Here is a 20,297-nt window from a genome sequence, read left to right as displayed (position 1 = left end):
TTAAAATAAAGTAAGGTGATTGAGTGGTTTTCGCTTTTCGCGAAAATTGTATCGAAATTACCGAGTTTAAAAGAAATATAGAATAGAAATAGAGTAACATTCTAAATTAGAGCACTACTCTATTTTGAATATCAAGAGTCCGCTTTCGCGAAAGCGTACTAAGAAAGATTAGAATTTAATAACCATGAGATATCCGCTTTCGCGGACATGAACAATGAAAAAATTAAAAGAAGCAGGATTATTTAGAGGAGCATTGGTTCCCGTATCTGGATCGCTAGCACAACGCTATAACGACTGTCTTGCTATGCTTGGGGTCTCTCCTACTTCACTCACTAATTTTGCGATAGATGCGATGGGATGGAGTCCTGAAATTGCTATCGAAAAAGGAGATAATTATTACCTCAACATGGGGGAGGCCAATACAAATGCAATTATCATCTCTCCAGAACAACGGTATAAACCGGTACAAATGCCGAGTCATAGTTTTGATAGAGATCTTATGGAAGCTGTCTTTACTGCCAATGTGAGAACCATACGAGATATTACCAAAGATGCTGCTATTTGTGTACATATCGATCAAAAGATAGATGCGTTTTATGATCCTTTTGATCTGTTACGATATGATACGATTACCGTTACTTTTGATCTGTTAGATCAGTTAGATGAAAAACAGGCAGCGCAAAATGAATTGATCACAGAATTTCAAAAGGGGAATAATTTCATCAATCGTGAACTACATAAAAAACTAATTACAAGTGCAAAGACTTTTGGGGATTTACGCCATCGTAAGTTGGCTATAGATCCTATGCAATTAAAGGTGAGTTCTTTTTACACACGTGCTTTTGGAGGTGTGTTTGTTTTAAAAGATTTTATTACAGACATTATGATTTTTGAAGATAAGGCAGTGTATGATAAAGCGATTGCAGATACTGGACACGACGTAACGTTATTTCATAAAGATCACGATGAGCTTATGGACACCTTAACGAGTCATCTTGTAATAGATGGTGATCTTAAAAAGGCTTCAAAGTCTAAACGTTTTGATCGTATCAAGAAACATCGTTTTGTAAAAGCATCTAGCGAGACAACGCATCCATATACAGAGATTCTGGATAGTCATTTTCTGTTTAAAAAATATGTCACACAACTTGATATTGACATTCAGAAACAACTGAATGGTGTGGAGTTATTCTTCCAGAAGAGTATCATTAACAAAGAGATAAAACAAGAAGAGTATATAGACACTGTTTACTATAAAGCATTACATCAACCACATTCTTCTCTAGAGGAAGAACAAGCAGATTTGATTTGGAAGTTGTTAATTAAGATTCAACCTAATGATCCTTTGCACTTATATTGGTATGATAAAGCACAGTTTTATGAGGCGTATACAACATGGCCAGAAACGTATAAGGATTGGGTGATTCAACTTATTCAGGAAGAAAATTCTTGATAACAGAAAAAAGAATAGAGAGGAAAGATGAGTAAAAAAGGGATATTAAATAATCATGGATAAGGTTAATTTTAAAAAGTGGGCATTCCATTTTATGATATGGATTATCATTATAAATATCATAACCGTTTACCTACTAACCACTTCCGCTAGTTTATTTAATACAAATCACAACACTGGAGAGGTAGTTTTACGACTTGGTCTTGTCGCAACACTTTTATTAGTGTTAAGTTTATTATTCATTATTTTAAGTCTCGTTAAGAAAGAAAAGAGGAATTATCAGTTTTGGATTGCTGCCATTGGAATATTGCTTTTTGGAGGTTTCCCATTATTGATGAGTGTATTTGGTTACTAGTAGTATCCTTTGATTTTAAGAAAAGAATTCTTGATGTAAAAAGAAAAAAGAATAGAGAGAAGAGAGAAAAGAGAAAAGAGATGAGTAGACAAAGACATAATTATAAGAATCTAAAAATTTGGAAAGTTGGTTTAGAAATAGCAAAAGAAATTTCTGACCAAATAGAAAAGTTTCCAAAACATGAAAGATATGATTTGACTTCTCAAATGAGTAGATGCTCTATTTCCATACCTAGTAATATCTCTGAAGGATCGGCTAGAACAGATAAATCGTTTAACCATTTTATAGATATTGCGCTAGGTTCCTCTTTTGAATTGGGAACACAACTACTCATCGCAAAACATAAAAAATATATTAAACAGGAAACTGTAGAAGGTTTAGAAGAAAAAATAACTGAGTGGCAACGAATGACCATGGGTTTTCAAAATAACCTAAAATTTTAGGCCTCTGCTCTCTACTCTTTTTTCTAATATCTTTAAAAAACAGTAACAAAAAGCCTATAAACACTACATATAAGAGAATACTAACACTTTCTAATCTATAAAAAATGACTTTTGAAATCATCATATTTGTTCTTTCTATCCTTTTAGGAATCGTGTTGTATTGGAGAGAATCTAAAAGCAATGCAATCTATCGGTTTATCAATAAGCTCACTCATAATGATGAGTTACAAATGAAACCAGATAATCGTAAAGGTTTTATACACTTACAACCCTTTTTAATGCGCCTTGTATATGTGAGTTTATTATTTATAATAGCCGCTATTATTCTACAGTTTGCGACTCCTATTCAAGCTTTTGTTCAATACTTTGTTTCAGCAATTGTAGGGACATTGATTGGAACATATATCGCTTCTGCATTTTTATTTGCAAAGAATAGTACTAAGAAGGAGAACTTTGAAAAGGTATTTGACAAAGGGAAAGATCTGGTGAACGAGTTTACAGAAGATGTAAAAGAAACGTTTGAATCTAAGGAAGAACCAGCACCTACGGCAACCAAAGAAACGCCTAAAGAAGAAGCGCCTAAAAAAAGTGCTAGGGATCGCTTTAAGGATAAGGGGATGATTAAGTAATTTGGAGATTATAAAAATTAAAAATATAAAGAGTGCGCTTTCGCGAAAGCAGATAATTAAAGAACTTGAATATTAAAAAACAACATATTATTTTTCTAAGTATTGCTAGTTTTGTGCTTCTTTCAAGTTGTGCGCAAAAGAGTATAGATCCTAATATTGTTCTATTTCAACAAGAACTTGGTAAGGAAAATATTGCTATGATTGACCTTCTTATAGAAGAATTTGAAGATCATTTACATAAACATTATTCAGATCTTACAACGACAGAAGCATATACACAGTTATTAAAAGATATAAGTGATCAAGACACACGTAATGATTCTATATTAGTAGTATATCAATCTGAGAAGTCACTAGAAAATTTTAGAGCAAGTTCATTATATAAAGAATTGTATACTAAAGAACCTTTACACCAAAAGATAGAAGGTATTCCTGATTTATATATCCCGCCTCCGCCTTCTACTTCTCTTAATAAAGAAATTGCAATTCCTGAACCAGATAGTATATATGTAGCAAACCCTATTGGAAAATATATGCGAGCATTGTACGCTATTAAAGACAGAGACAGCCTTGTGAAAAACTTTTTTCGAGTGAAAGAGGCATCTGGTATTATGGCTAGTAATCGATTTGCAAAAGGGATATTATATTATAATCCGGATTTTGATAATTACATTCACAAAAGAATTGTCGTATTAGAAAACAGTTTTTAAAAGAACACACCAACCAATCAAAACAAAAACTATGATAAAATCATATTGGCAAAAAGGAGGAAAACAAAAACGTATTGTGATCATCAGTGCGATTGCGTTGGTATTGCTATTATTTTTCTTGCGAGATGATTATCAGCCTGCGTTATTATTTTTACGTAAGTATGTTTTCATTATATTGATAAGTCTTGTTTTCTTATGGTTTATGTTGCGCAAGTTTCGCGCAAGCGCACAAATAGGAAAACGAATCTTATACCTAGTAGGGATTGCCGCATTCTTTGGCATCTTATGGTTTGCTGGATGGAAAACTGGTTTGTATCAATATATGCAAACGTATAATGTTTATAATAACTTAAATCTCGTTGAGATACACGAATTACCGCTTACACAAAACGAGCGTATCCAGCCGTATAATAATATTGTAACGATGGCGTATGAGTCTATAGGTGAAACACAAGAAGTCTCTCCTCCTCAATTGGTGCGTATCGATACCGTAAATCAATGGACGATGGCGGTACAACCTGCAAAGGAGTATATGTTCCAACGTATGAATGACAATACAGAAGAACTCTTTACGGTAGAAAGTACATCACCATTTCCTCGTTTTGCTGATAAAAATAGAATTCCTGTAACGTTTTCTATAGGAGAGTCTTTGGCTTTTAGTAGAAATACATACAATGCCGTTGTACAGCGTTTTAATTTCTTTCAGTTATTTACGCTAGAGCCTAGCCAAGTGTATTATATGAAGAATGACGATGGCAAATGGGTGCAGGTTGTTAATCTCATTAAGTGGAAAGGATTCTTCTTTCCATATCCATCGTATGGAGGAGTGATGATTATCGAAGCTGGAGAACATTCTGTTACAGATTATTTAGAGCGTATTACTATAGGAAAGGGAACGTACGTCCCTCCTTCTAAGACTCAGGACTATCCATTCTTAACAAAGCAAAACACGTTAAGCGAAAAGGTATCACGATTACAAGCGAAGTCATTACAGTTTCTTGGTGGATTTACAGATCCATTACCTTGGAATATGGAAACGGCTGTAAAAATACCAGACCTTGCCGATGATGAAAATCAACAACCATTTGTGACCGATTTTAATTGGAGCGGTATAGAGACGCAAGCCTATAGTGGTTTGTACCATTGGTTTGGATTAGAGCCTATAGGAGAAGAGCGTACGAGTTTATCATTTAGTGTTTTAATTCCTGGCGATGGGACAGACAAGCTTTATTATTATAATCATGCGGTAAAAAAAGAAGGTCTCGCTGGGGTTTCTGCAATGCCTTTAAAAGTAGTAGAATCTCGCAAAGAGTATGATTGGTCTGTCAATAAACCCGTTGAGTTTCGTCCTTTTGTCAAAGAGATAGGGGGTCGTAAACGCATGTTTGTGATTAGTACTGTTGCTGCCAAGCGTGATGATAGTAAGAAGTTTGATGGTGCTGCCACACCAGATCTTGCCTTAATTGATGTAGAGTATCGTGATGTGATTTGGGTAGATGCAAAACACCCTTCTCAATGGGAAGATACCATCTTAAAACAATTGGGAGAAACTTGGAAAAAATCGGAAGGACTTACCGATGAAGATCTGTATCCTACTAAAAAGGAAATAGATATGGAAGGCTCCAGAGATTTGACTTCTATTATAGAAGCAACACAAAATACACTCAAAGAAACAATCGAAACAAAAGCAGATTCTGTGATTCAAGAAGTAAAAGAAGTGGTTCTGGATACTATTATAAAATAGTAGGAAACTTATGAATATACTTAAAGCGATTCTGGCTACAATCCTTTACATTATAGTCATAGAACTTATTGGGAGTTGGTTTTATATAATAGAGGTATTTAAAATAGAGGATTATTTAAATTATTACCTCCTTATTCAAGGAACTCTTCAATTACTTATTGTTCTTTTATATTTATACTTTATAAGAAGATATAAGTTCAAACGACTTATTAGAAAAACACATTATAAATGGTATTTATTTGCCTTTATAATAGGCAATTCTTTTGTGTTTGTCCAAACGCCGCTAAAATGGGTATATAATTCTTTATTTAATACAGCATATTATATAACTTATAATTTTGATGGATTAAGTAATCTTCTAAATATTAACTATATAGCTATTATTTTACTAATTCCTATTGGAGAAGAATTGTTCTTTAGAGACTATATTCAAAAAAACTTACAATCAAAAACGTTTCCAATAGTTGCTATTCTAACCGCATCAATTCTTTTTGCTTTTATTCATGCGCCCTACTTAGACTTCTTTTCACCTGAATATCTTCAGGATTGGCACTTGTTTTATCTAACATTTTTTGGAGGTTTACTTTCTGGAATATTGTATTATAAATCTAAATCACTAGGACCTTCAATTATATTTCACATTTTTTGGAATTTAATGGCGACCATCATGTAAATTCAAAAAAGTAAGCAGTTGTTTTTTTTAGATTAGGTCAGACTATTTCCTTAAAAAGGATGCTATTTAAAAAGATTGACTATTTATACACGTTAAAATTTCATTAGTTTTTTCATAACTGTGATTTATTTACGTTATTTTGTTTAACATTAATATCATATTAAACAAAACAGTGAACTATTTACGTCTTATTCGCTTACCAAATTTATTGATGCTTGTCATTATGCAATGTGTTATTAGATATGGTTTTTTTAAACCTTTTGACGTTGAGTTAAAATTAAGTTGGTTAGGCTTCCTCTTCTTAGTCCTAGCAACTGTTCTTATAGCTGCGGGAGGCTATATTATCAATGATATTATTGATGTTACCGCAGATAAAATAAATAAGCCTAAACGTAGAACAATAGGTGTTTCTATTGACCCTAAGCGTGCAAAATTCATATATTACCTACTTACGTTTGTGGGGATAGGTTTTGGCTTTACGTTATCTGCTGTAGTAGATGAACCCCTCTATTTTTTAATTTTTGCAGGTACTGCACTCGCTTTATATCTATATTCTCGATTCTTTAGAAAGAAAGCACTAATTGGTAATGTTATTGTTAGTTTTACGATAGCAATTTCTATTGTGATTGTAGGTATGTTTGAGTTATTCCCTATTGATAATGATTTTGATGGTGATTTTAAAATGTTTCTTTTAGGATTCATTAAGGATATATCGGTTGCTGCATTTTTAATAAACCTTATTAGAGAAATCACAAAAGATGTAGAAGATATCCAAGGAGATCACGTAGCCAGATACCGCACTTTACCAGTTATACTTGGTGCACAAAGAACAGCACGTATTGCATCTATAATTGGACTTATAACACTCACTCTTATTTCTTGGTATACATTTACATACTTATACGATCATAAGATCACTGTAGCCGTTCTCTTTTTTGGAGTCATTGCACCTCTAGGATATGTCTCTACACAACTCTGGGAAGCTGATAAAAAAAGTCAGTTTACTAGATTATCACTTATTTTAAAAATAGCAATGCTTATTGGCATTATGGCTATTCCATTAATATCACATACCATACATAATGCTATCTAAACGATTACAGCATAAAAATATCATTCTCGCTTCCGGCTCTCCACGTAGACAATTATTTTTTAAAGAACTTGGATTAGATTTTACTATTGAGCTTAAACCTATAGATGAGATTTTTCCTAATCACTTAAAAGGAACTGAAATCACAGATCATCTAGCACAATTAAAAGCATCTGCTTTTAATACCTTACAGAGTCATGATATTCTTATTACAAGTGATACTATTGTATGGTTTAATGATAAAGCGCTTAATAAACCACAAGATCGAGATCAAGCATTTCACATGATTTCAAGTCTTTCTGGTCATACTCATGAAGTCATCACAAGTGTTTGCTTTACGTCTCCTAATACACAAATTACGATTAATGACACGACAAAAGTCACTTTTAAATCGCTTACAGATGAGGAGATCAATCACTATATAGACAACTTTCAGCCCTACGATAAAGCTGGTGGATATGGGATTCAAGAATGGTTCGGGTATATTGCTGTTACACGTCTAGAAGGATCTTATTTTAATGTAATGGGGTTACCAACACATAAAGTTTACGAAACGTTAATAAGCCTTGCTACATCCTAAGTTTTTAGTAATTTTATCGTAAAACTAGAAGCTATGTCTTTCCCTCGTAAATTATTCAAACTAGATCGCATTTTTTATTTCTTAATGATTGCTGTTGCACTTATTGCTCTTTTGGCAAATTGTAAAGGCAATTCTGAATCTACAGACACTAACACTATGCCTGTAGCAAATAGTATCTTAGAGACTACAAAAAACAGAAATGTTTCTCAAGAATTTAAAGATTATTGGTATGAAGGAAAAGCAGAAATTTCATCATATAAACTTGAACAAGCTCGCTATGGCGAATTACGTGATGGCACTGCTGCTCTCATTTTTGTTACTGAAGATTTCCTTCCTGAAATACAGGTAAAAGCAGATCGTCAGAATGAAAGCAACATTCCAGTCTTAAAAGTAAATGCTACTAAAAATTTCAATACTGGTATTTATCCATACTCGGTAATGACCAGTACCTTCTATCCTGTTTTTAAAGAGCAGCACGCCTTAAAGGTATCTCAAAGTATGCAAGAATGGTGTGGACATCAATATGCACAAATCAATAATCATGACACTTTTGAAGTTAAGTCACATTCATACTTTGAAGGAGAGGCTGACAAAAGTTTTTCTATCCCAAAAGCGACTTTAGAAAACGAATTATGGGCACAACTCCGTATAGATCCAAAAGCGTTGCCAACAGGAAATTTTAAAGCGATTCCAGACTTTTCATTTACACGTATGAAACACGTTCCTTTAAAAGCATATGATGCAAAAGGGACCCTAACAGCTACTACGTATACACTAGAATATCCTGAACTCAATCGTTCTTTAACAATCAATTTTTCCGAAGCTTTCCCATATACTATTGAAGCTTGGGAAGAATCATTTAAAAGTGGTTTTGGATCAAACGCAAAAGAGCTCACTACAAAAGCAACACGCATCAAAACCATCAAAAGCCCATATTGGTCTAAGAACAGTAATGCTGATGCTGGATTAAGAACAGATCTTGGATTGGAATAATACAGGTAAATCGAGGTGGTTGTTTTGATTACTTTTACATATAACTAACCTAAAAATAATCGATTGAAAATTTTCCAAACAACTTTAGAAAGTAAGATTAAAAAAATATCTATTAGAGGAAGGCTGGCTTTTGGTATAAATTGTATTGAGAATTATTTAACCGAAAATAATATTGTTAATCAATATATGGTTATGTTAGTAGATACACTTTGGGAAGCTACAACATCAGAAAGACTCGATCTTTGGGAGAAAAAAATAAGTGATTTAGACCCTTCAAATATTTTAGATCCTCATCCAGAAAATTTTCCCTCAGATTATAAACTATTAACAGAAACAGCATTTTATGAACTCAAAACTTTTTACATAAATGCTGATGAAAAGTTTATTTTTTTAATTGAGAATACTATTGAAATTGGGATAGGTAATCTGTATGGGGGAACCCAAAAATATAGCCCAACAACTTTAGCGTCTACTTTAGATGTCCATAAAATAGCCATATCGGTATTAAAAGAGATTCCAGATATAAATAAATTTCAATTTTCTAAGTTTTCTGAACATAGTGGATGGGGGAACCCTATTAAAAGGATAAATTTCTAATGCTTCTCGTAAAGATATTACTATCCAAATTTCCCTTTTTGTTAAAGAAACTTTAAAGGATTTTTGCTCACTCGCATTTTGGTTATATTTGAGTGTACTCAATACACCACACAAAATGCGTAGAATTACCTTTGTCTTTGCTATACTTTTTTGTTCGCTTTGCGCGAAAATAAATGCACAAGGAATTACATTAAAACCAAAGAAACCAACAGCTTCTGAAATTTATGAAGATATTAAAAAGTTGAATTTCTTAGGTACTGTTTTATATGTAGCGGCACATCCTGACGATGAAAACACAACCGCTATATCTTATTTTGCAAATACAGTAAAAGCACGTACAGCTTATCTATCATTGACACGTGGTGATGGAGGCCAAAATATCATAGGACCTGAATTACGTGAGTTACTCGGTGTGATTCGCACACAAGAGTTACTAGCCGCTCGTGCTACTGATGGAGGCGAACAACGATTTACAAGAGCCAATGACTTTGGGTACTCAAAACATCCAGATGAAACGCTAGCTATTTGGAATAAAGATGAGGTATTAAGTGACGTTGTGTGGGCAATACGTACCTTCAAACCAGATGTCATTATAAACCGTTTTGATCATAGATCACCAGGATCAACACATGGACATCATACTTCTAGTGCGATGCTTAGTGTAGAAGCATTTGATCTTGTAAATGATCCTACAAAATATGCAGACCAATTACAGTATACTGACACTTGGCAACCAACGCGTCAATTCTTTAATACTAGTTGGTGGTTTTATGGAGGGAGAGAAGCTTTCGCGAAAGCGGACAAATCCAACCTTGTAAAAGTAGATGTAGGTACCTATTATCCTGGATATGGCTTGTCAAATACAGAAATCTCATCGCTAAGTCGTAGTCAGCATAAATCACAAGGATTTGGAAATACAGGAACACGTGGTACTAGTGACACGTATTTTGAATTGTTACGTGGTACCATGCCAACAAACAATGATGTCTTTGAAGGAATCGATACTTCTTGGGGGCGTGTAAAAGGAAGTGCTACGGTTGCTACTCTTTTAAAATCTGTAGAAGCAAATTTTGATCAGGCGCATCCTGCAAAAAGTATTCCTGAGCTTGTAAAAGCATATACCGAACTTCAAAAACTAGATGATCAACACTGGAAAACAATCAAGAGTAAAGAAATTAAAAACCTAATTGCTGCTTGTTCTGGATTATATCTAGAAGCTGTTGCAAATACACCTACAGCAACTACCGGAGAAGAAGTAACGATAAAACTAGAAGGAATTAATAGAAGTCCTATAGGAATGACCATTCAACATGTGACATTGCCTACAGGAAAAAAAGTAACTGTTTCTAGTGAGCTTAAAAACAATATAGGATACAAAGGAGAGGGTACATTATCTATCACAAATGATATCGCATCTACAAATGCCTATTGGTTAGAGAACCCTGGAACATTAGGAATGTACCGCGTTGATGATCGTAAGCTGATAGGAAAACCAGAAACTCCAAGAGTAAATACGGCTTCTTTTGAAATAATGATTTCTGGAGTATCCATCACTTTTGAAAAACCAATCGTTTATAAATACAATGACCGTGTAAAAGGAGAAGTATATCAATACTTTGAAATTGTCCCTGAGGCGTCTGCTAGTATTGCAGATAAAGTACTCATCTTTTCAAATGCAGATGCAAAGAAAATACCCGTTACAGTAACGGCACATAAAGATGCACTATCCGGAACACTTTCTCTAGACATTCCTAGTAATTGGACTGTATCACCAAAAAATGTAACTATCACCATTGCAAAAAAAGGAGAACAGCAAATCATTGATTTTATAGTAACGCCTCCTTCACAACAAAGTGAAGGCGTAATCACACCAAAAATAAAAATAGGAGCTACAACCTATGATAAAGAACTCGTAACAATAGATTATAGCCATATCCCTTTACAATCACTATTTCTACCTGCACAAGCAAAAGTGGTACGTCTAGATATACAACGTAAAGGAGATTATATAGGTTATATTCAAGGAGCTGGTGATGCAGTTCCTCAAAACCTAGAACAAATAGGATATCAAGTCGCTATTATTAAGCCTGAAGAAATTACGAAAGAAAGATTAGCACAATTTGACGCAGTTGTTGTAGGAATACGTGCTTATAATGTAATAGATGAATTACAAAGTAAACAACCTACTTTACTAGAGTATGTAAAAGAAGGTGGTACTATGATTGTACAATATAATACAAGTGGTCGATGGGCAAGTACTAAAACGGGACCTCCTTATCCTATGAAGCTCTCTCGAGATCGTGTTACTGATGAATATAGTGATGTAAAAATTCTTGCAAAGGATCACCCACTTATGAACTTCCCAAATAAAATTACTCAAAAAGATTTTGAAGGATGGACACAAGAACGTGGATTATATTTCCCAAATGAGTGGTCTGATGAGTACACTCCTATTTTATCTATGCAAGATAAAGGAGAAACTCCTAAAGATGGAAGTTTATTGGTTGCCCCATATGGAGAAGGACATTACATTTACACAGGATTAAGTTTCTTTAGAGAACTTCCTGCTGGTGTTTCTGGAGCGTATCGCATCTTTGCAAATATGCTGTCATTAGGGAAAGAAAAAACTCAAAAAATTAAAGGATAATACGATGAGTGACGAACCAAAATATGCTTGGAAAAAATCATATACCGTTGTCTTAATTGCAAATCTGGTATATTTTATTTTATTTTTCTTCTTAATGAAACAATACGCTTAATATGGAAATTATTGATTGGATTGTTCTTGGAGCAACATTGGTTTTTATTGTGCTTTACGGTGTTTATAAAACACAAGGAAGCAAAAACGTCGAAGATTATATACGAGGTGGTAACACCTCAAAATGGTGGACTGTAGGATTATCAGTTATGGCTACCCAAGCTAGTGCTATTACATTCTTGTCTACTACAGGACAAGGGTTTTATAGCGGAATGGGGTTTGTCCAATTCTATTTTGGATTACCAATTGCTATGGTGATCATTTGTCTTGTTTTTATCCCTATTTACCATAGACTTAAAGTATTTACTGCCTATGAATATTTAGAAAGTAGATTTGATCTCAAAACAAGATCGCTCGCTGCTATTCTATTTTTAATTCAACGTAGTCTTGCCGCAGGAATTACAATTTATGCGCCCGCTATTATTCTCTCGGCAGTACTAGGGTGGGATCTCACACTACTTAATATAGGTATTGGGATTGTTGTTATTGCTTATACTGTTTCTGGTGGTACAAAAGCCGTGAGTGTTACTCAAAAGCAACAAATGGCAGTCATTTTTATTGGGATGTTTATTGCTTTCTTTTTAATTCTCGATTACTTGCCAGATGAAATCTCTTTTACAGATGCATTGAGCATTGCTGGCGCAGGAGATAGAATGGAATTGTTAGATTTTTCATTTGATCTGGATAATAGATATACCGTCTGGAGTGGAATTATAGGAGGAACATTTCTAATGCTTTCGTATTTTGGAACAGATCAAAGTCAAGTACAACGTTATTTATCTGGAAAAAATATACGTGAGATGCGTCTTGGATTAGTTTTTAATGGTATTCTTAAAATACCAATGCAATTCTTTATCCTACTTGTAGGAGTTATGGTCTTTGTTTTTTACCAGTTTAATGCAACTCCTCTAAACTTTAACCCAATTGCTACAGAAGCTGTGTATGCATCAGAATATGCTGATGAATATAAAGCTCTAGAAAAACGACTAGAAACAAATCAGAAATACCAAAAAGGAGCTGCATACAATTTTGCGAAAGATCCAAATAATGATGTTTATCAAGAACATGGAGAACAACTATCTTATATTGCCAAGTTTGAAAGGGTAGATAAAGAATTACGGGCTGAAGCAAAAGGACTTATAGAAAAAGCAAACGACACAGTAGAAAATAATGATAAAGATTATGTCTTTATTCATTTTATCTTAAACAACCTACCAAAAGGGCTTATTGGATTATTACTCGCTGTAATTCTTTCTGCTGCTATGTCATCTACCGCGTCAGAACTTAACGCATTAGGTGCCACCACAGCCATTGATCTCTACAAACGTAATGTAGGTGAAAAAGAAGATGCACATTATGTAAAAGCTACAAAAGGGTTTACATTACTTTGGGGAATACTTGCTATCATTGTTGCATGTACAGCTAGTCTTTTTGAAAATTTAATTCAGCTTGTAAATATTATAGGTTCAATTTTTTATGGTAACATTTTAGGAATCTTTTTACTTGCATTTTTCATTAAATATGTGCGTAGTAATGCTGTATTTGTTGCCGCACTTATCACTCAGGTTATTGTACTTATTGGGTATTTCAATGATTGGATGCCATACCTATGGCTCAACCTATTTGGTTGTGCTCTTGTGATGGGAATTGCTGTACTTATACAAATAATATCTCCTTCTCATAAGACTCCATCTATTGAAAATGTATAAAATGTGCTAAAAATATTAACACAAAACAGTATATTGTAACCTATTTCATCAGTAAATACTACGACATTGAACGTTGAAAAATTTTCTCCAGAAATCAATAAGGTATACTTTATAGAAAGTCATACGTTAATTCATATCCTTTCTGGAAAAGGAAGTATCCAAGTTGATTTTGAAAATTATTTTGATTGGCAAGAGAAGGCTATTTTCTTAGAAAAAGGACAATACATCAAATTCTTATCTGATAACTTTATTGTTCGTAAAATCGAATTTTCAAACGAAACGAAGTTTTATAGTGATAATGTACGTGTTTTATTTAAACACCTTATCTCTCTAGGATATATTGATTTAATGGAGTGTGAAGAATGCTATGAATTTCTCTCTAAATCTGTAATTACCGAAGATTCTTCTAATATTATTGATGTTTCTTCAAAGCAGTGGTATTGGCAAAATCCATTTAAGGCCAATAAAGAAGAATATCAGATTATTTTTGACACAAAAGACATTATCGATACAGAGTATGCACATCATCTTACAAGTGCTGATTTGGTCAGTTTAATTAATGATAGAGGGTATAATGCACAAACTCTAATAAAAGATAAAATAGGCATGTCGGTTAAACACCTGTTAAGTGCAAAAAGACTTAAAGAAGGAAAAAAAGAAATTGCATTTACCGATAAAAATATTCAAGAAATTTCTTATGATCTTGGTTTTAAAGATGACGCATATTTTAATCGCGTTTTTAAAAACTCAACAGGACAGACTCCTAAACAATTTAGAGAAAACTTTGATTATAAAAATAAAGATCTATTTACTCAGAATATCATAGAATTACTTCAAGAATACCACACTAAGGAAAGATCACTTGAATTCTATGCTAACAAAATGAATACCTCAATAAAAACATTATCAGAAAAAGTGCAACTAAAAATGAACACTTCGCTTGGTAAGTTAATACGATTAGAGCTTATAAATACAGCAAAATTAATGCTTATAGAAGGGGAAAGCATTACCTCTATATCATCTAGACTAGGTTTTGAAGAACCTAATCATTTCTCTCGATTTTTCAAACATTATTCAGGCGTAACGCCATCCGATTTCAAATCAAAAAAGTATACTCTTTAGTGTTTTTAGAATGTATGCAGGAATAAAATTTAGAAAGCATTACGTAAGTATTATAAATAGTTTTCTGAAAATAAATATGTATGAAACAAATAAAATATACCGAAACGCAACACATGTATTGGTTTGTTATTTTTTTTAGTGTCATTACCATACTCATCATTTTATCTACCTTTTTCGGATTAGGAAATAATCCTATTCCCTCTTGGGGTGCAGGTGGTTTATTAGCCAGTATTATATTTTTTCCAATATTGATTTTATATAATATGAAAATTACAATAGATACAGAATTAGCTAGTGTCAAATTTGGTATAGGGTGGATTAAGAGGCAAATTCCTGTGCAAGACCTTGATCTATCTACCGCAGAGATTGTACAATTACCTTGGTATGCAGGTATAGGATATAGAATAAGTTTACGAGGCACTTTCTTTAATACAAAACCTGGTACTGCATTATTAATCAAAACAAAAAATAGGAATACAGAATTCTTTGTAGGAACAAAACACGGAAAGCAAATCATTACTATTTTACAAAAAATTCAAAACTCATAAGAATCATTGATTCTTAAAAAAGATACTTAAGACGACAGTTATAAAAAAAAGAGTAAAGTCCATTGACTTATACGACTATTTAAGTAACGATATTTGAATAACTCATCTTTTAATCTAAAAATATGTCACAAGAAAATCAACATGTAGAGACTTTTAAAGCCACAGCTCAAGGGAATGGATGGCCAACCACAATAAATATTACAGATACAGAATGGGTGTTACAAACTGACGAACCTACAGAAGAAGGTGGGACCAATAGTGGCGCAAATCCTATGCAGTATTTTGCAGCCTCTCTAGCTGGATGCCAAAATGAACAAGCCCAAGTAGTAGCCGAAGAGCTAGGTATAACGATCAACAAGATTGATATAACCTTAGAAATAGACATGGATCTATCTAGCTTTATGGGTGTTACTGATACCTCAGAAAAAAGCTATAAAGAAGTACGTTTTAAAGCAACTGTACATGGTGATGTAACACAAGAACAAGTGAAAGAACTTGGAAATAAAGTAGACAATCGTTGCCCTATTTTAGGATTACTTAGATCAGGTGGTTGTAACATCGTTAGTACTTGGAGTATCTAATAATTAAGATTTCTATATCTACTAAAGAAATATAATTTATAATACAGAACATATTCATTAAAACAAAAAACGCCTTCGATGATCGAAGGCGTTTTTCTTATAGTAAGATATTTCTTAAATCATAAAGATGACTTATAGCCCTCCCCATTCTTTAAGTGAATCAGTATTAAGCTTAACATAATCTGTATTTCCTGCTTCTTTTGCTCCAGCAAGTGACGCTTTAGCAACTTTGATAGCTCCTTTCTTATCTCCACTTTTAGCAAGTATAAGAGATTGCTGACGCAACTGCCAGAAACGAGGTGTTTCAATCATAGACATTGCTTTGTCCATATATTCTTTAGCTTTATTGATATCCTTTCCATTATCAGAAAGATATACAGCTGCAGCATAAAAATCTCCTGCACCTGGTCCAGCCATTACTTTTTCTATTTGAGCAGAAACCGTCTTATCAGTTGGAACTCCAAAAGGGATTCCTACATATGCGTTCTCCCATAATATGCCAAGGTTTGCTCCATCGCTCTTAAGATCATCAAACGTCATTGTAAATGACTCAATGTCCATAGGCATTTGTTGTACTGGTACTTTTACCATAGCAGCTACTTTTGAATCATCCCACTCACTTGGCGCTCCACCTCCTTGGTACTCTGTATAGAAATATACTGTCCAAGATGTAGCTTCTGGCTTTGTAAAAATAGCATATGTTCCAGCTTTAAGTTCTTTTCCTCCTACTGTAAAATCAGTAGAAAACGTAATCTTAGTTCTTTGGTTTGCTCCTGTTCTCCAAACTTTCCCGTAAGGAACTAAGTTTCCAAAAATAGTTCTTCCACGCATTGCTGGTCTTGAATATTCTAAGCTAACGTCTGTCAATCCAACAACTTGTTCCATTTTTGCAAATGGGCTTGGTGCCGGTGTGTTGATTTGAGCATATGATCCTAATGTAAATAGAGCCATCGCTGCAATAAGGAGTAATTTTTTCATAATAATTTTAGTTTTAAAAAGAGTTATATGACTATATACGCTTTTGTAGTTTGATATCACTGTATAAACTCCAGCGTTAATGTTCTTACAAAAATACCATTCCCACATCTATCAAATGTTAACAAAATCTTAATATCACAACACGTATCTTTGTTAAAAATTAAAAAATATATGAAGCGATATATCGCCGAAACTATTGGTACGTTCTCTATGGTTTTCTGTGGTTGTGGAGCTATGGCCGTTAATGAGATTACAAACGGAGCTGTAACACATCCTGGCGTAGCTATTACGTGGGGATTAATTGTTATGGGAATGATTTATGCTTTTGGAGATATTTCAGGAGCTCATTTTAACCCTGCCGTTACTGTCGCTTTTGCATATGCAAAAAAGTTTGCCTGGCGTGAAGTGCCAAAGTATATTATTGCACAAGTAGTAGGAGCTATACTTGCTGGAGCAATGTTATGGTTCTTATTCCCTGAAAGCGAATCTCTGGGAAGTACCGTTCCCGCCGTTGGTTTTGATCATTATAAAGCTTTTGTTTTAGAAATTTTACTCACCTTCTTCTTAATGCTAGTGATTATAAACGTATCAACAGGAGCTAAAGAAATAGGTGTTGTCGCGGGTATTGCTATTGGTGGTATTGTATTACTCGAAGCTATGTTTGCAGGACCTATGACAAATGCATCCATGAATCCTGCGCGTTCTATTGGACCTGCAATTTTCTCAGGAAAATGGGAACCTATGTGGCTATACCTTACTGCCCCATTTATAGGAGCGCTTCTTGCTGTTGTAAGTTGTAAACTTGTCAAAGATGAGCAATGTTGTGATGACGATTGTTAATATAAAGTAACTATCAACGTTATGTCTTCCTAATGATATCGACCTATCTTCTATAAAATTTGCCTAACTTTCTTATGGCTTTTTAAAAAAGAAGATATGGATAGAAGAACCTTTAATACCAAATTTTCAAAAGCAATCGGTGGTGTTGCCCTTATGAGTAATGTCCCATTAGCGTGCGCATTTGAAAGTTCAGGAAATCAAAAAAGTTTAGGCATTGCCTTAGTAGGCTTAGGTACCTATAGCACCTATGAGCTAGCGCCATCTTTACAAGAAACTAAGCATTGTCACCTTGCAGCAATTGTAACAGGCACTCCTGAAAAAGAAAAGATTTGGACAGAAAAATATACAATTCCAAAAGAAAATATATACAATTATGACAATTTTGATACCATCATACATAATGATAGTATCGATATTGTATATGTTGTATTACCCAATGCGATGCATGCCGATTTTTGTATAAGAGCCGCAAAAGCTGGTAAGCATGTTATTTGCGAGAAGCCTATGGCTGTAAGTGTTGCCGAATGTCAAGCTATTATTAACGCTTGCGCGAAAGCCAACGTAAAATTATCTGTAGGGTATCGATTGCATTCAGAACCACATACGCAAGAAATACAACGCATTGTCAAAGAAAAGGAATTTGGGAAGGTTAATTTTGTCACTGCCGAAGCAGGATATCCATCCTATGGCAATCCAGACCCAAACCAATGGCGACTTAATAAAGCGTTATCTGGAGGAGGCGCTTTGATGAATATGGGGGTATATGCTATTCAAGGAGCTATTTATGGGGCAGGAGAAAATCCTATATCAGTAACTGCGCAAGAGTTTAGTACCAAACCTGATTATTTTAAGGATACAGACGAGACCATCACCGCCCAATTTGAATTTCCAAGTGGCGCTGTAGGCTCTATATATACATCCCATAATGCAAGGGCAGATCGATTATATGCTTCATGCGATAAAGGTTGGTATGAACTTGATGTAGCTTATACCTATGGTCCATTACACGGGCGTACTTCTGAAGGAAGTGAAATCACATTCCCTCATAAAAGACAACAAGCGTTACAAATGGATGATTTTGCGCTACATATATTACAAGGAACTCCTAACAAAGTACCTGGAAGCATGGGATTAAGAGATCTTACCATTGTAGAAGCCATCTATCAATCTATTGAGCAAGGAGGTAAAAAAATACCTTTAAATTTATAAATCATATTCTTTTTTTATTTTGTTTAACATTAATTATTTTTCATTAAACAAAATAATTGTACTTTTATAGTCTATACTAATTATATAGGCGATGAAAATATATACATTACAGGCAAAACAAAACCTCCCTATCACTATAGATCAAGCTTGGGATTTGCTTTCAGACCCAAAGAATCTAAAGACAATTACTCCAGATTATATGGGATTTCATATCTTATCAGGAGCAGATCGTCCTATGTATCCTGGTCAAATTATTCAATATATAGTAACTCCTGTTTTGGGTATAAAAACCAAATGGGTCACAGAAATCACACATGTCAAGGATCGTCAGTACTTTGTAGATGAGCAACGTTTTGGTCCTTATGCACTATGGCATCATAAACATTTTATAAAAGAAATTCCTGGAGGCGTTGAGATGGAAGATATTATAGATTACAAAGTACCCATGGGAATTTTAGGACAACTCGTACATCCATTTCTTGTAAAACCAAAATTGGATGAAATATTTGCGTATCGTAAACAAAAGTTAACCGAATTATATGGTGAATTTAAAACACCACTAGTATAACCAAGTAAAAGGAAATTATGTCAAAAAACATACTCTTAATAGGAGGTAGTCACGGAATAGGGTTTGAAATTGCCCAAAAACTACATACAGAGCACACCGTATATGTGGCCTCTCGTACTAATGAAACTTTAGGAAATCTGGATGTAAATCATATAGCATATGATGCAGAAAAAGATGAGTTAGACCTCACCGCTTTACCAGATCATATAGATGGATTTGTATACTGTCCAGGTACTATTAATCTCAAACCTTTTGAAGCGCTATCTACCGAGGTGTTTAGAAGTGACATGGAGCTTAATTTCTTAAGCATGGTAAAAACGGTACATCAAGTAATGGATCATTTTAAAAGGTCAAATCAAGCGAGTCTTGTGTTTTTTAGTACCGTTGCTGTAAAAGTAGGAATGCCGTATCACACTAGTATAGCTGCGGCAAAAGGTGCTATCGAAGGATTTGCAAAAGCCCTAGCTGCTGAGTATGCTCCAAAATTACGAGTTAACGTCATTGCTCCTTCCCTTACAGATACATCTTTGGTAAAACGCCTATTAAATAATGATAAGAAAAAAGAATTAATGAATGCCAGACACCCTATGAAGCGTATTGGAAGCCCTGAAGATATTGCAAATGTTGCCGCCTTTTTACTAAGTGATGAAAGTAGTTGGATCACTGGACAAGTACTGGGTGTAGATGGAGGAACCAGTACATTAAATCTTAATTAGT

Annotated in this window: 21 protein-coding genes; 20 read left to right on the top strand and 1 reads right to left on the bottom strand. The window is 34.1% G+C overall.

The genetic code is table 11. From position 1 onward, the window contains the following. Nucleotides 1-214: 214 nt before the first annotated feature. The 16 genes from ABJD27_RS19195 (at nt 215) to ABJD27_RS19120 (ending at nt 15,985) form a co-directional block, all read left to right on the top strand. Nucleotides 215-1,453, top strand: a complete 1,239-nt coding sequence (locus tag ABJD27_RS19195; protein ID WP_348171797.1) for a DUF6638 family protein — start codon at nt 215-217, stop codon at nt 1,451-1,453. Between the two features lie 55 nt (nt 1,454-1,508). After that, nucleotides 1,509-1,808, top strand: a complete 300-nt coding sequence (locus ABJD27_RS19190) for a hypothetical protein (protein ID WP_348171800.1) — start codon at nt 1,509-1,511, stop codon at nt 1,806-1,808. Between the two features lie 80 nt (nt 1,809-1,888). Then, complete coding sequence (locus ABJD27_RS19185) at nt 1,889-2,251, top strand: four helix bundle protein (protein ID WP_348171803.1); 363 nt, start codon at nt 1,889-1,891, stop codon at nt 2,249-2,251. 104 nt (nt 2,252-2,355) lie between these two features. Beyond that, nucleotides 2,356-2,880 carry a hypothetical protein gene (locus tag ABJD27_RS19180; RefSeq protein WP_348171806.1) on the top strand — a complete coding sequence of 175 codons (525 nt, stop codon included), beginning with the start codon at nt 2,356-2,358 and terminating at the stop codon, nt 2,878-2,880. 65 nt (nt 2,881-2,945) lie between these two features. After that, on the top strand, nt 2,946-3,590 hold the full coding sequence (locus ABJD27_RS19175; protein WP_348171809.1) for a hypothetical protein: 645 nt from the start codon (nt 2,946-2,948) through the stop codon (nt 3,588-3,590). A gap of 31 nt (nt 3,591-3,621) precedes the next feature. After that, nucleotides 3,622-5,334: a hypothetical protein gene (locus ABJD27_RS19170; protein ID WP_348171811.1), complete on the top strand. Its 1,713-nt coding sequence runs from the start codon at nt 3,622-3,624 to the stop codon at nt 5,332-5,334. Nucleotides 5,335-5,344: 10 nt separating this feature from the next. Next, nucleotides 5,345-6,007: a type II CAAX endopeptidase family protein gene (locus ABJD27_RS19165; protein WP_348171814.1), complete on the top strand. Its 663-nt coding sequence runs from the start codon at nt 5,345-5,347 to the stop codon at nt 6,005-6,007. A 172-nt stretch (nt 6,008-6,179) separates the two neighbouring features. Next, on the top strand, nt 6,180-7,100 hold the full coding sequence (locus ABJD27_RS19160; RefSeq protein WP_348171817.1) for a geranylgeranylglycerol-phosphate geranylgeranyltransferase: 921 nt from the start codon (nt 6,180-6,182) through the stop codon (nt 7,098-7,100). Next, a complete protein-coding gene (locus ABJD27_RS19155) occupies nt 7,090-7,677 on the top strand; it encodes a Maf-like protein (RefSeq protein WP_348171820.1) in 588 nt (195 codons plus the stop codon). The genes ABJD27_RS19160 and ABJD27_RS19155 overlap by 11 nt, the downstream gene beginning before the upstream one ends. Nucleotides 7,678-7,710: 33 nt before the next feature. Then, nucleotides 7,711-8,670 (top strand): septum formation inhibitor Maf, encoded by a 960-nt coding sequence (locus tag ABJD27_RS19150; RefSeq protein WP_348171823.1) that lies wholly within the window; start codon nt 7,711-7,713, stop codon nt 8,668-8,670. A gap of 63 nt (nt 8,671-8,733) precedes the next feature. Then, the gene (locus ABJD27_RS19145; RefSeq protein WP_348171826.1) at nt 8,734-9,267 is read left to right on the top strand and encodes a hypothetical protein; all 534 of its coding nucleotides are present in this window, start codon (nt 8,734-8,736) and stop codon (nt 9,265-9,267) included. Between the two features lie 115 nt (nt 9,268-9,382). Further along, nucleotides 9,383-11,914 (top strand): PIG-L family deacetylase, encoded by a 2,532-nt coding sequence (locus tag ABJD27_RS19140; protein ID WP_348171829.1) that lies wholly within the window; start codon nt 9,383-9,385, stop codon nt 11,912-11,914. A 113-nt stretch (nt 11,915-12,027) separates the two neighbouring features. Next, complete coding sequence (locus ABJD27_RS19135; protein ID WP_348171832.1) at nt 12,028-13,734, top strand: sodium:solute symporter; 1,707 nt, start codon at nt 12,028-12,030, stop codon at nt 13,732-13,734. A gap of 66 nt (nt 13,735-13,800) precedes the next feature. Then, nucleotides 13,801-14,856, top strand: a complete 1,056-nt coding sequence (locus tag ABJD27_RS19130; RefSeq protein WP_348171835.1) for an AraC family transcriptional regulator — start codon at nt 13,801-13,803, stop codon at nt 14,854-14,856. 80 nt (nt 14,857-14,936) lie between these two features. Beyond that, on the top strand, nt 14,937-15,404 hold the full coding sequence (locus ABJD27_RS19125) for a hypothetical protein (RefSeq protein WP_348171838.1): 468 nt from the start codon (nt 14,937-14,939) through the stop codon (nt 15,402-15,404). Between the two features lie 122 nt (nt 15,405-15,526). After that, nucleotides 15,527-15,985, top strand: a complete 459-nt coding sequence (locus ABJD27_RS19120) for an OsmC family protein (RefSeq protein WP_348171840.1) — start codon at nt 15,527-15,529, stop codon at nt 15,983-15,985. A gap of 132 nt (nt 15,986-16,117) precedes the next feature. Here ABJD27_RS19120 and ABJD27_RS19115 read toward each other — a convergent pair whose 3' ends face one another. Beyond that, entirely contained in the window at nt 16,118-16,963 is an 846-nt protein-coding gene (locus ABJD27_RS19115) for a DUF2911 domain-containing protein (protein WP_348171843.1), read from the bottom strand. Between the two features lie 171 nt (nt 16,964-17,134). Between ABJD27_RS19115 and ABJD27_RS19110 the strand changes: the two genes are divergently transcribed. From ABJD27_RS19110 to ABJD27_RS19095, 4 genes are all read left to right on the top strand, one after another. Continuing rightward, the gene (locus ABJD27_RS19110; RefSeq protein WP_348171846.1) at nt 17,135-17,803 is read left to right on the top strand and encodes an MIP family channel protein; all 669 of its coding nucleotides are present in this window, start codon (nt 17,135-17,137) and stop codon (nt 17,801-17,803) included. A 96-nt stretch (nt 17,804-17,899) separates the two neighbouring features. Beyond that, nucleotides 17,900-19,012 (top strand): Gfo/Idh/MocA family oxidoreductase, encoded by a 1,113-nt coding sequence (locus tag ABJD27_RS19105; protein ID WP_348171849.1) that lies wholly within the window; start codon nt 17,900-17,902, stop codon nt 19,010-19,012. Between the two features lie 91 nt (nt 19,013-19,103). After that, nucleotides 19,104-19,580, top strand: coding sequence for an SRPBCC family protein (locus ABJD27_RS19100; protein ID WP_348171852.1), 477 nt, complete (start codon nt 19,104-19,106; stop codon nt 19,578-19,580). Nucleotides 19,581-19,597: 17 nt separating this feature from the next. Next, nucleotides 19,598-20,296 carry an SDR family oxidoreductase gene (locus ABJD27_RS19095; RefSeq protein ID WP_348171855.1) on the top strand — a complete coding sequence of 233 codons (699 nt, stop codon included), beginning with the start codon at nt 19,598-19,600 and terminating at the stop codon, nt 20,294-20,296. Nucleotide 20,297 lies beyond the last annotated feature (1 nt).

Source organism: Dokdonia sp. (genome assembly GCF_039945015.1).
Lineage (GTDB): Bacteria > Bacteroidota > Bacteroidia > Flavobacteriales > Flavobacteriaceae > Dokdonia.
Note: the sequence above shows the minus strand (reverse complement) of the source record. Positions and strands in the feature narration are given on the sequence as shown.

Bases quoted from the DNA above. Each gene is read 5' to 3' on its own strand.
- ABJD27_RS19195 (WP_348171797.1), top strand. From the start codon at position 215: ATGAAAAAATTAAAAGAAGCAGGATTATTTAGAGGAGCATTGGTTCCC.
- ABJD27_RS19190 (WP_348171800.1), top strand. From the start codon at position 1,509: ATGGATAAGGTTAATTTTAAAAAGTGGGCATTCCATTTTATGATATGG.
- ABJD27_RS19185 (WP_348171803.1), top strand. From the start codon at position 1,889: ATGAGTAGACAAAGACATAATTATAAGAATCTAAAAATTTGGAAAGTT.
- ABJD27_RS19180 (WP_348171806.1), top strand. From the start codon at position 2,356: ATGACTTTTGAAATCATCATATTTGTTCTTTCTATCCTTTTAGGAATC.
- ABJD27_RS19170 (WP_348171811.1), top strand. From the start codon at position 3,622: ATGATAAAATCATATTGGCAAAAAGGAGGAAAACAAAAACGTATTGTG.
- ABJD27_RS19165 (WP_348171814.1), top strand. From the start codon at position 5,345: ATGAATATACTTAAAGCGATTCTGGCTACAATCCTTTACATTATAGTC.
- ABJD27_RS19155 (WP_348171820.1), top strand. From the start codon at position 7,090: ATGCTATCTAAACGATTACAGCATAAAAATATCATTCTCGCTTCCGGC.
- ABJD27_RS19150 (WP_348171823.1), top strand. From the start codon at position 7,711: ATGTCTTTCCCTCGTAAATTATTCAAACTAGATCGCATTTTTTATTTC.
- ABJD27_RS19140 (WP_348171829.1), top strand. From the start codon at position 9,383: ATGCGTAGAATTACCTTTGTCTTTGCTATACTTTTTTGTTCGCTTTGC.
- ABJD27_RS19135 (WP_348171832.1), top strand. From the start codon at position 12,028: ATGGAAATTATTGATTGGATTGTTCTTGGAGCAACATTGGTTTTTATT.
- ABJD27_RS19125 (WP_348171838.1), top strand. From the start codon at position 14,937: ATGAAACAAATAAAATATACCGAAACGCAACACATGTATTGGTTTGTT.
- ABJD27_RS19120 (WP_348171840.1), top strand. From the start codon at position 15,527: ATGTCACAAGAAAATCAACATGTAGAGACTTTTAAAGCCACAGCTCAA.
- ABJD27_RS19115 (WP_348171843.1), bottom strand. From the start codon at position 16,963: ATGAAAAAATTACTCCTTATTGCAGCGATGGCTCTATTTACATTAGGA.
- ABJD27_RS19110 (WP_348171846.1), top strand. From the start codon at position 17,135: ATGAAGCGATATATCGCCGAAACTATTGGTACGTTCTCTATGGTTTTC.
- ABJD27_RS19105 (WP_348171849.1), top strand. From the start codon at position 17,900: ATGGATAGAAGAACCTTTAATACCAAATTTTCAAAAGCAATCGGTGGT.
- ABJD27_RS19100 (WP_348171852.1), top strand. From the start codon at position 19,104: ATGAAAATATATACATTACAGGCAAAACAAAACCTCCCTATCACTATA.
- ABJD27_RS19095 (WP_348171855.1), top strand. From the start codon at position 19,598: ATGTCAAAAAACATACTCTTAATAGGAGGTAGTCACGGAATAGGGTTT.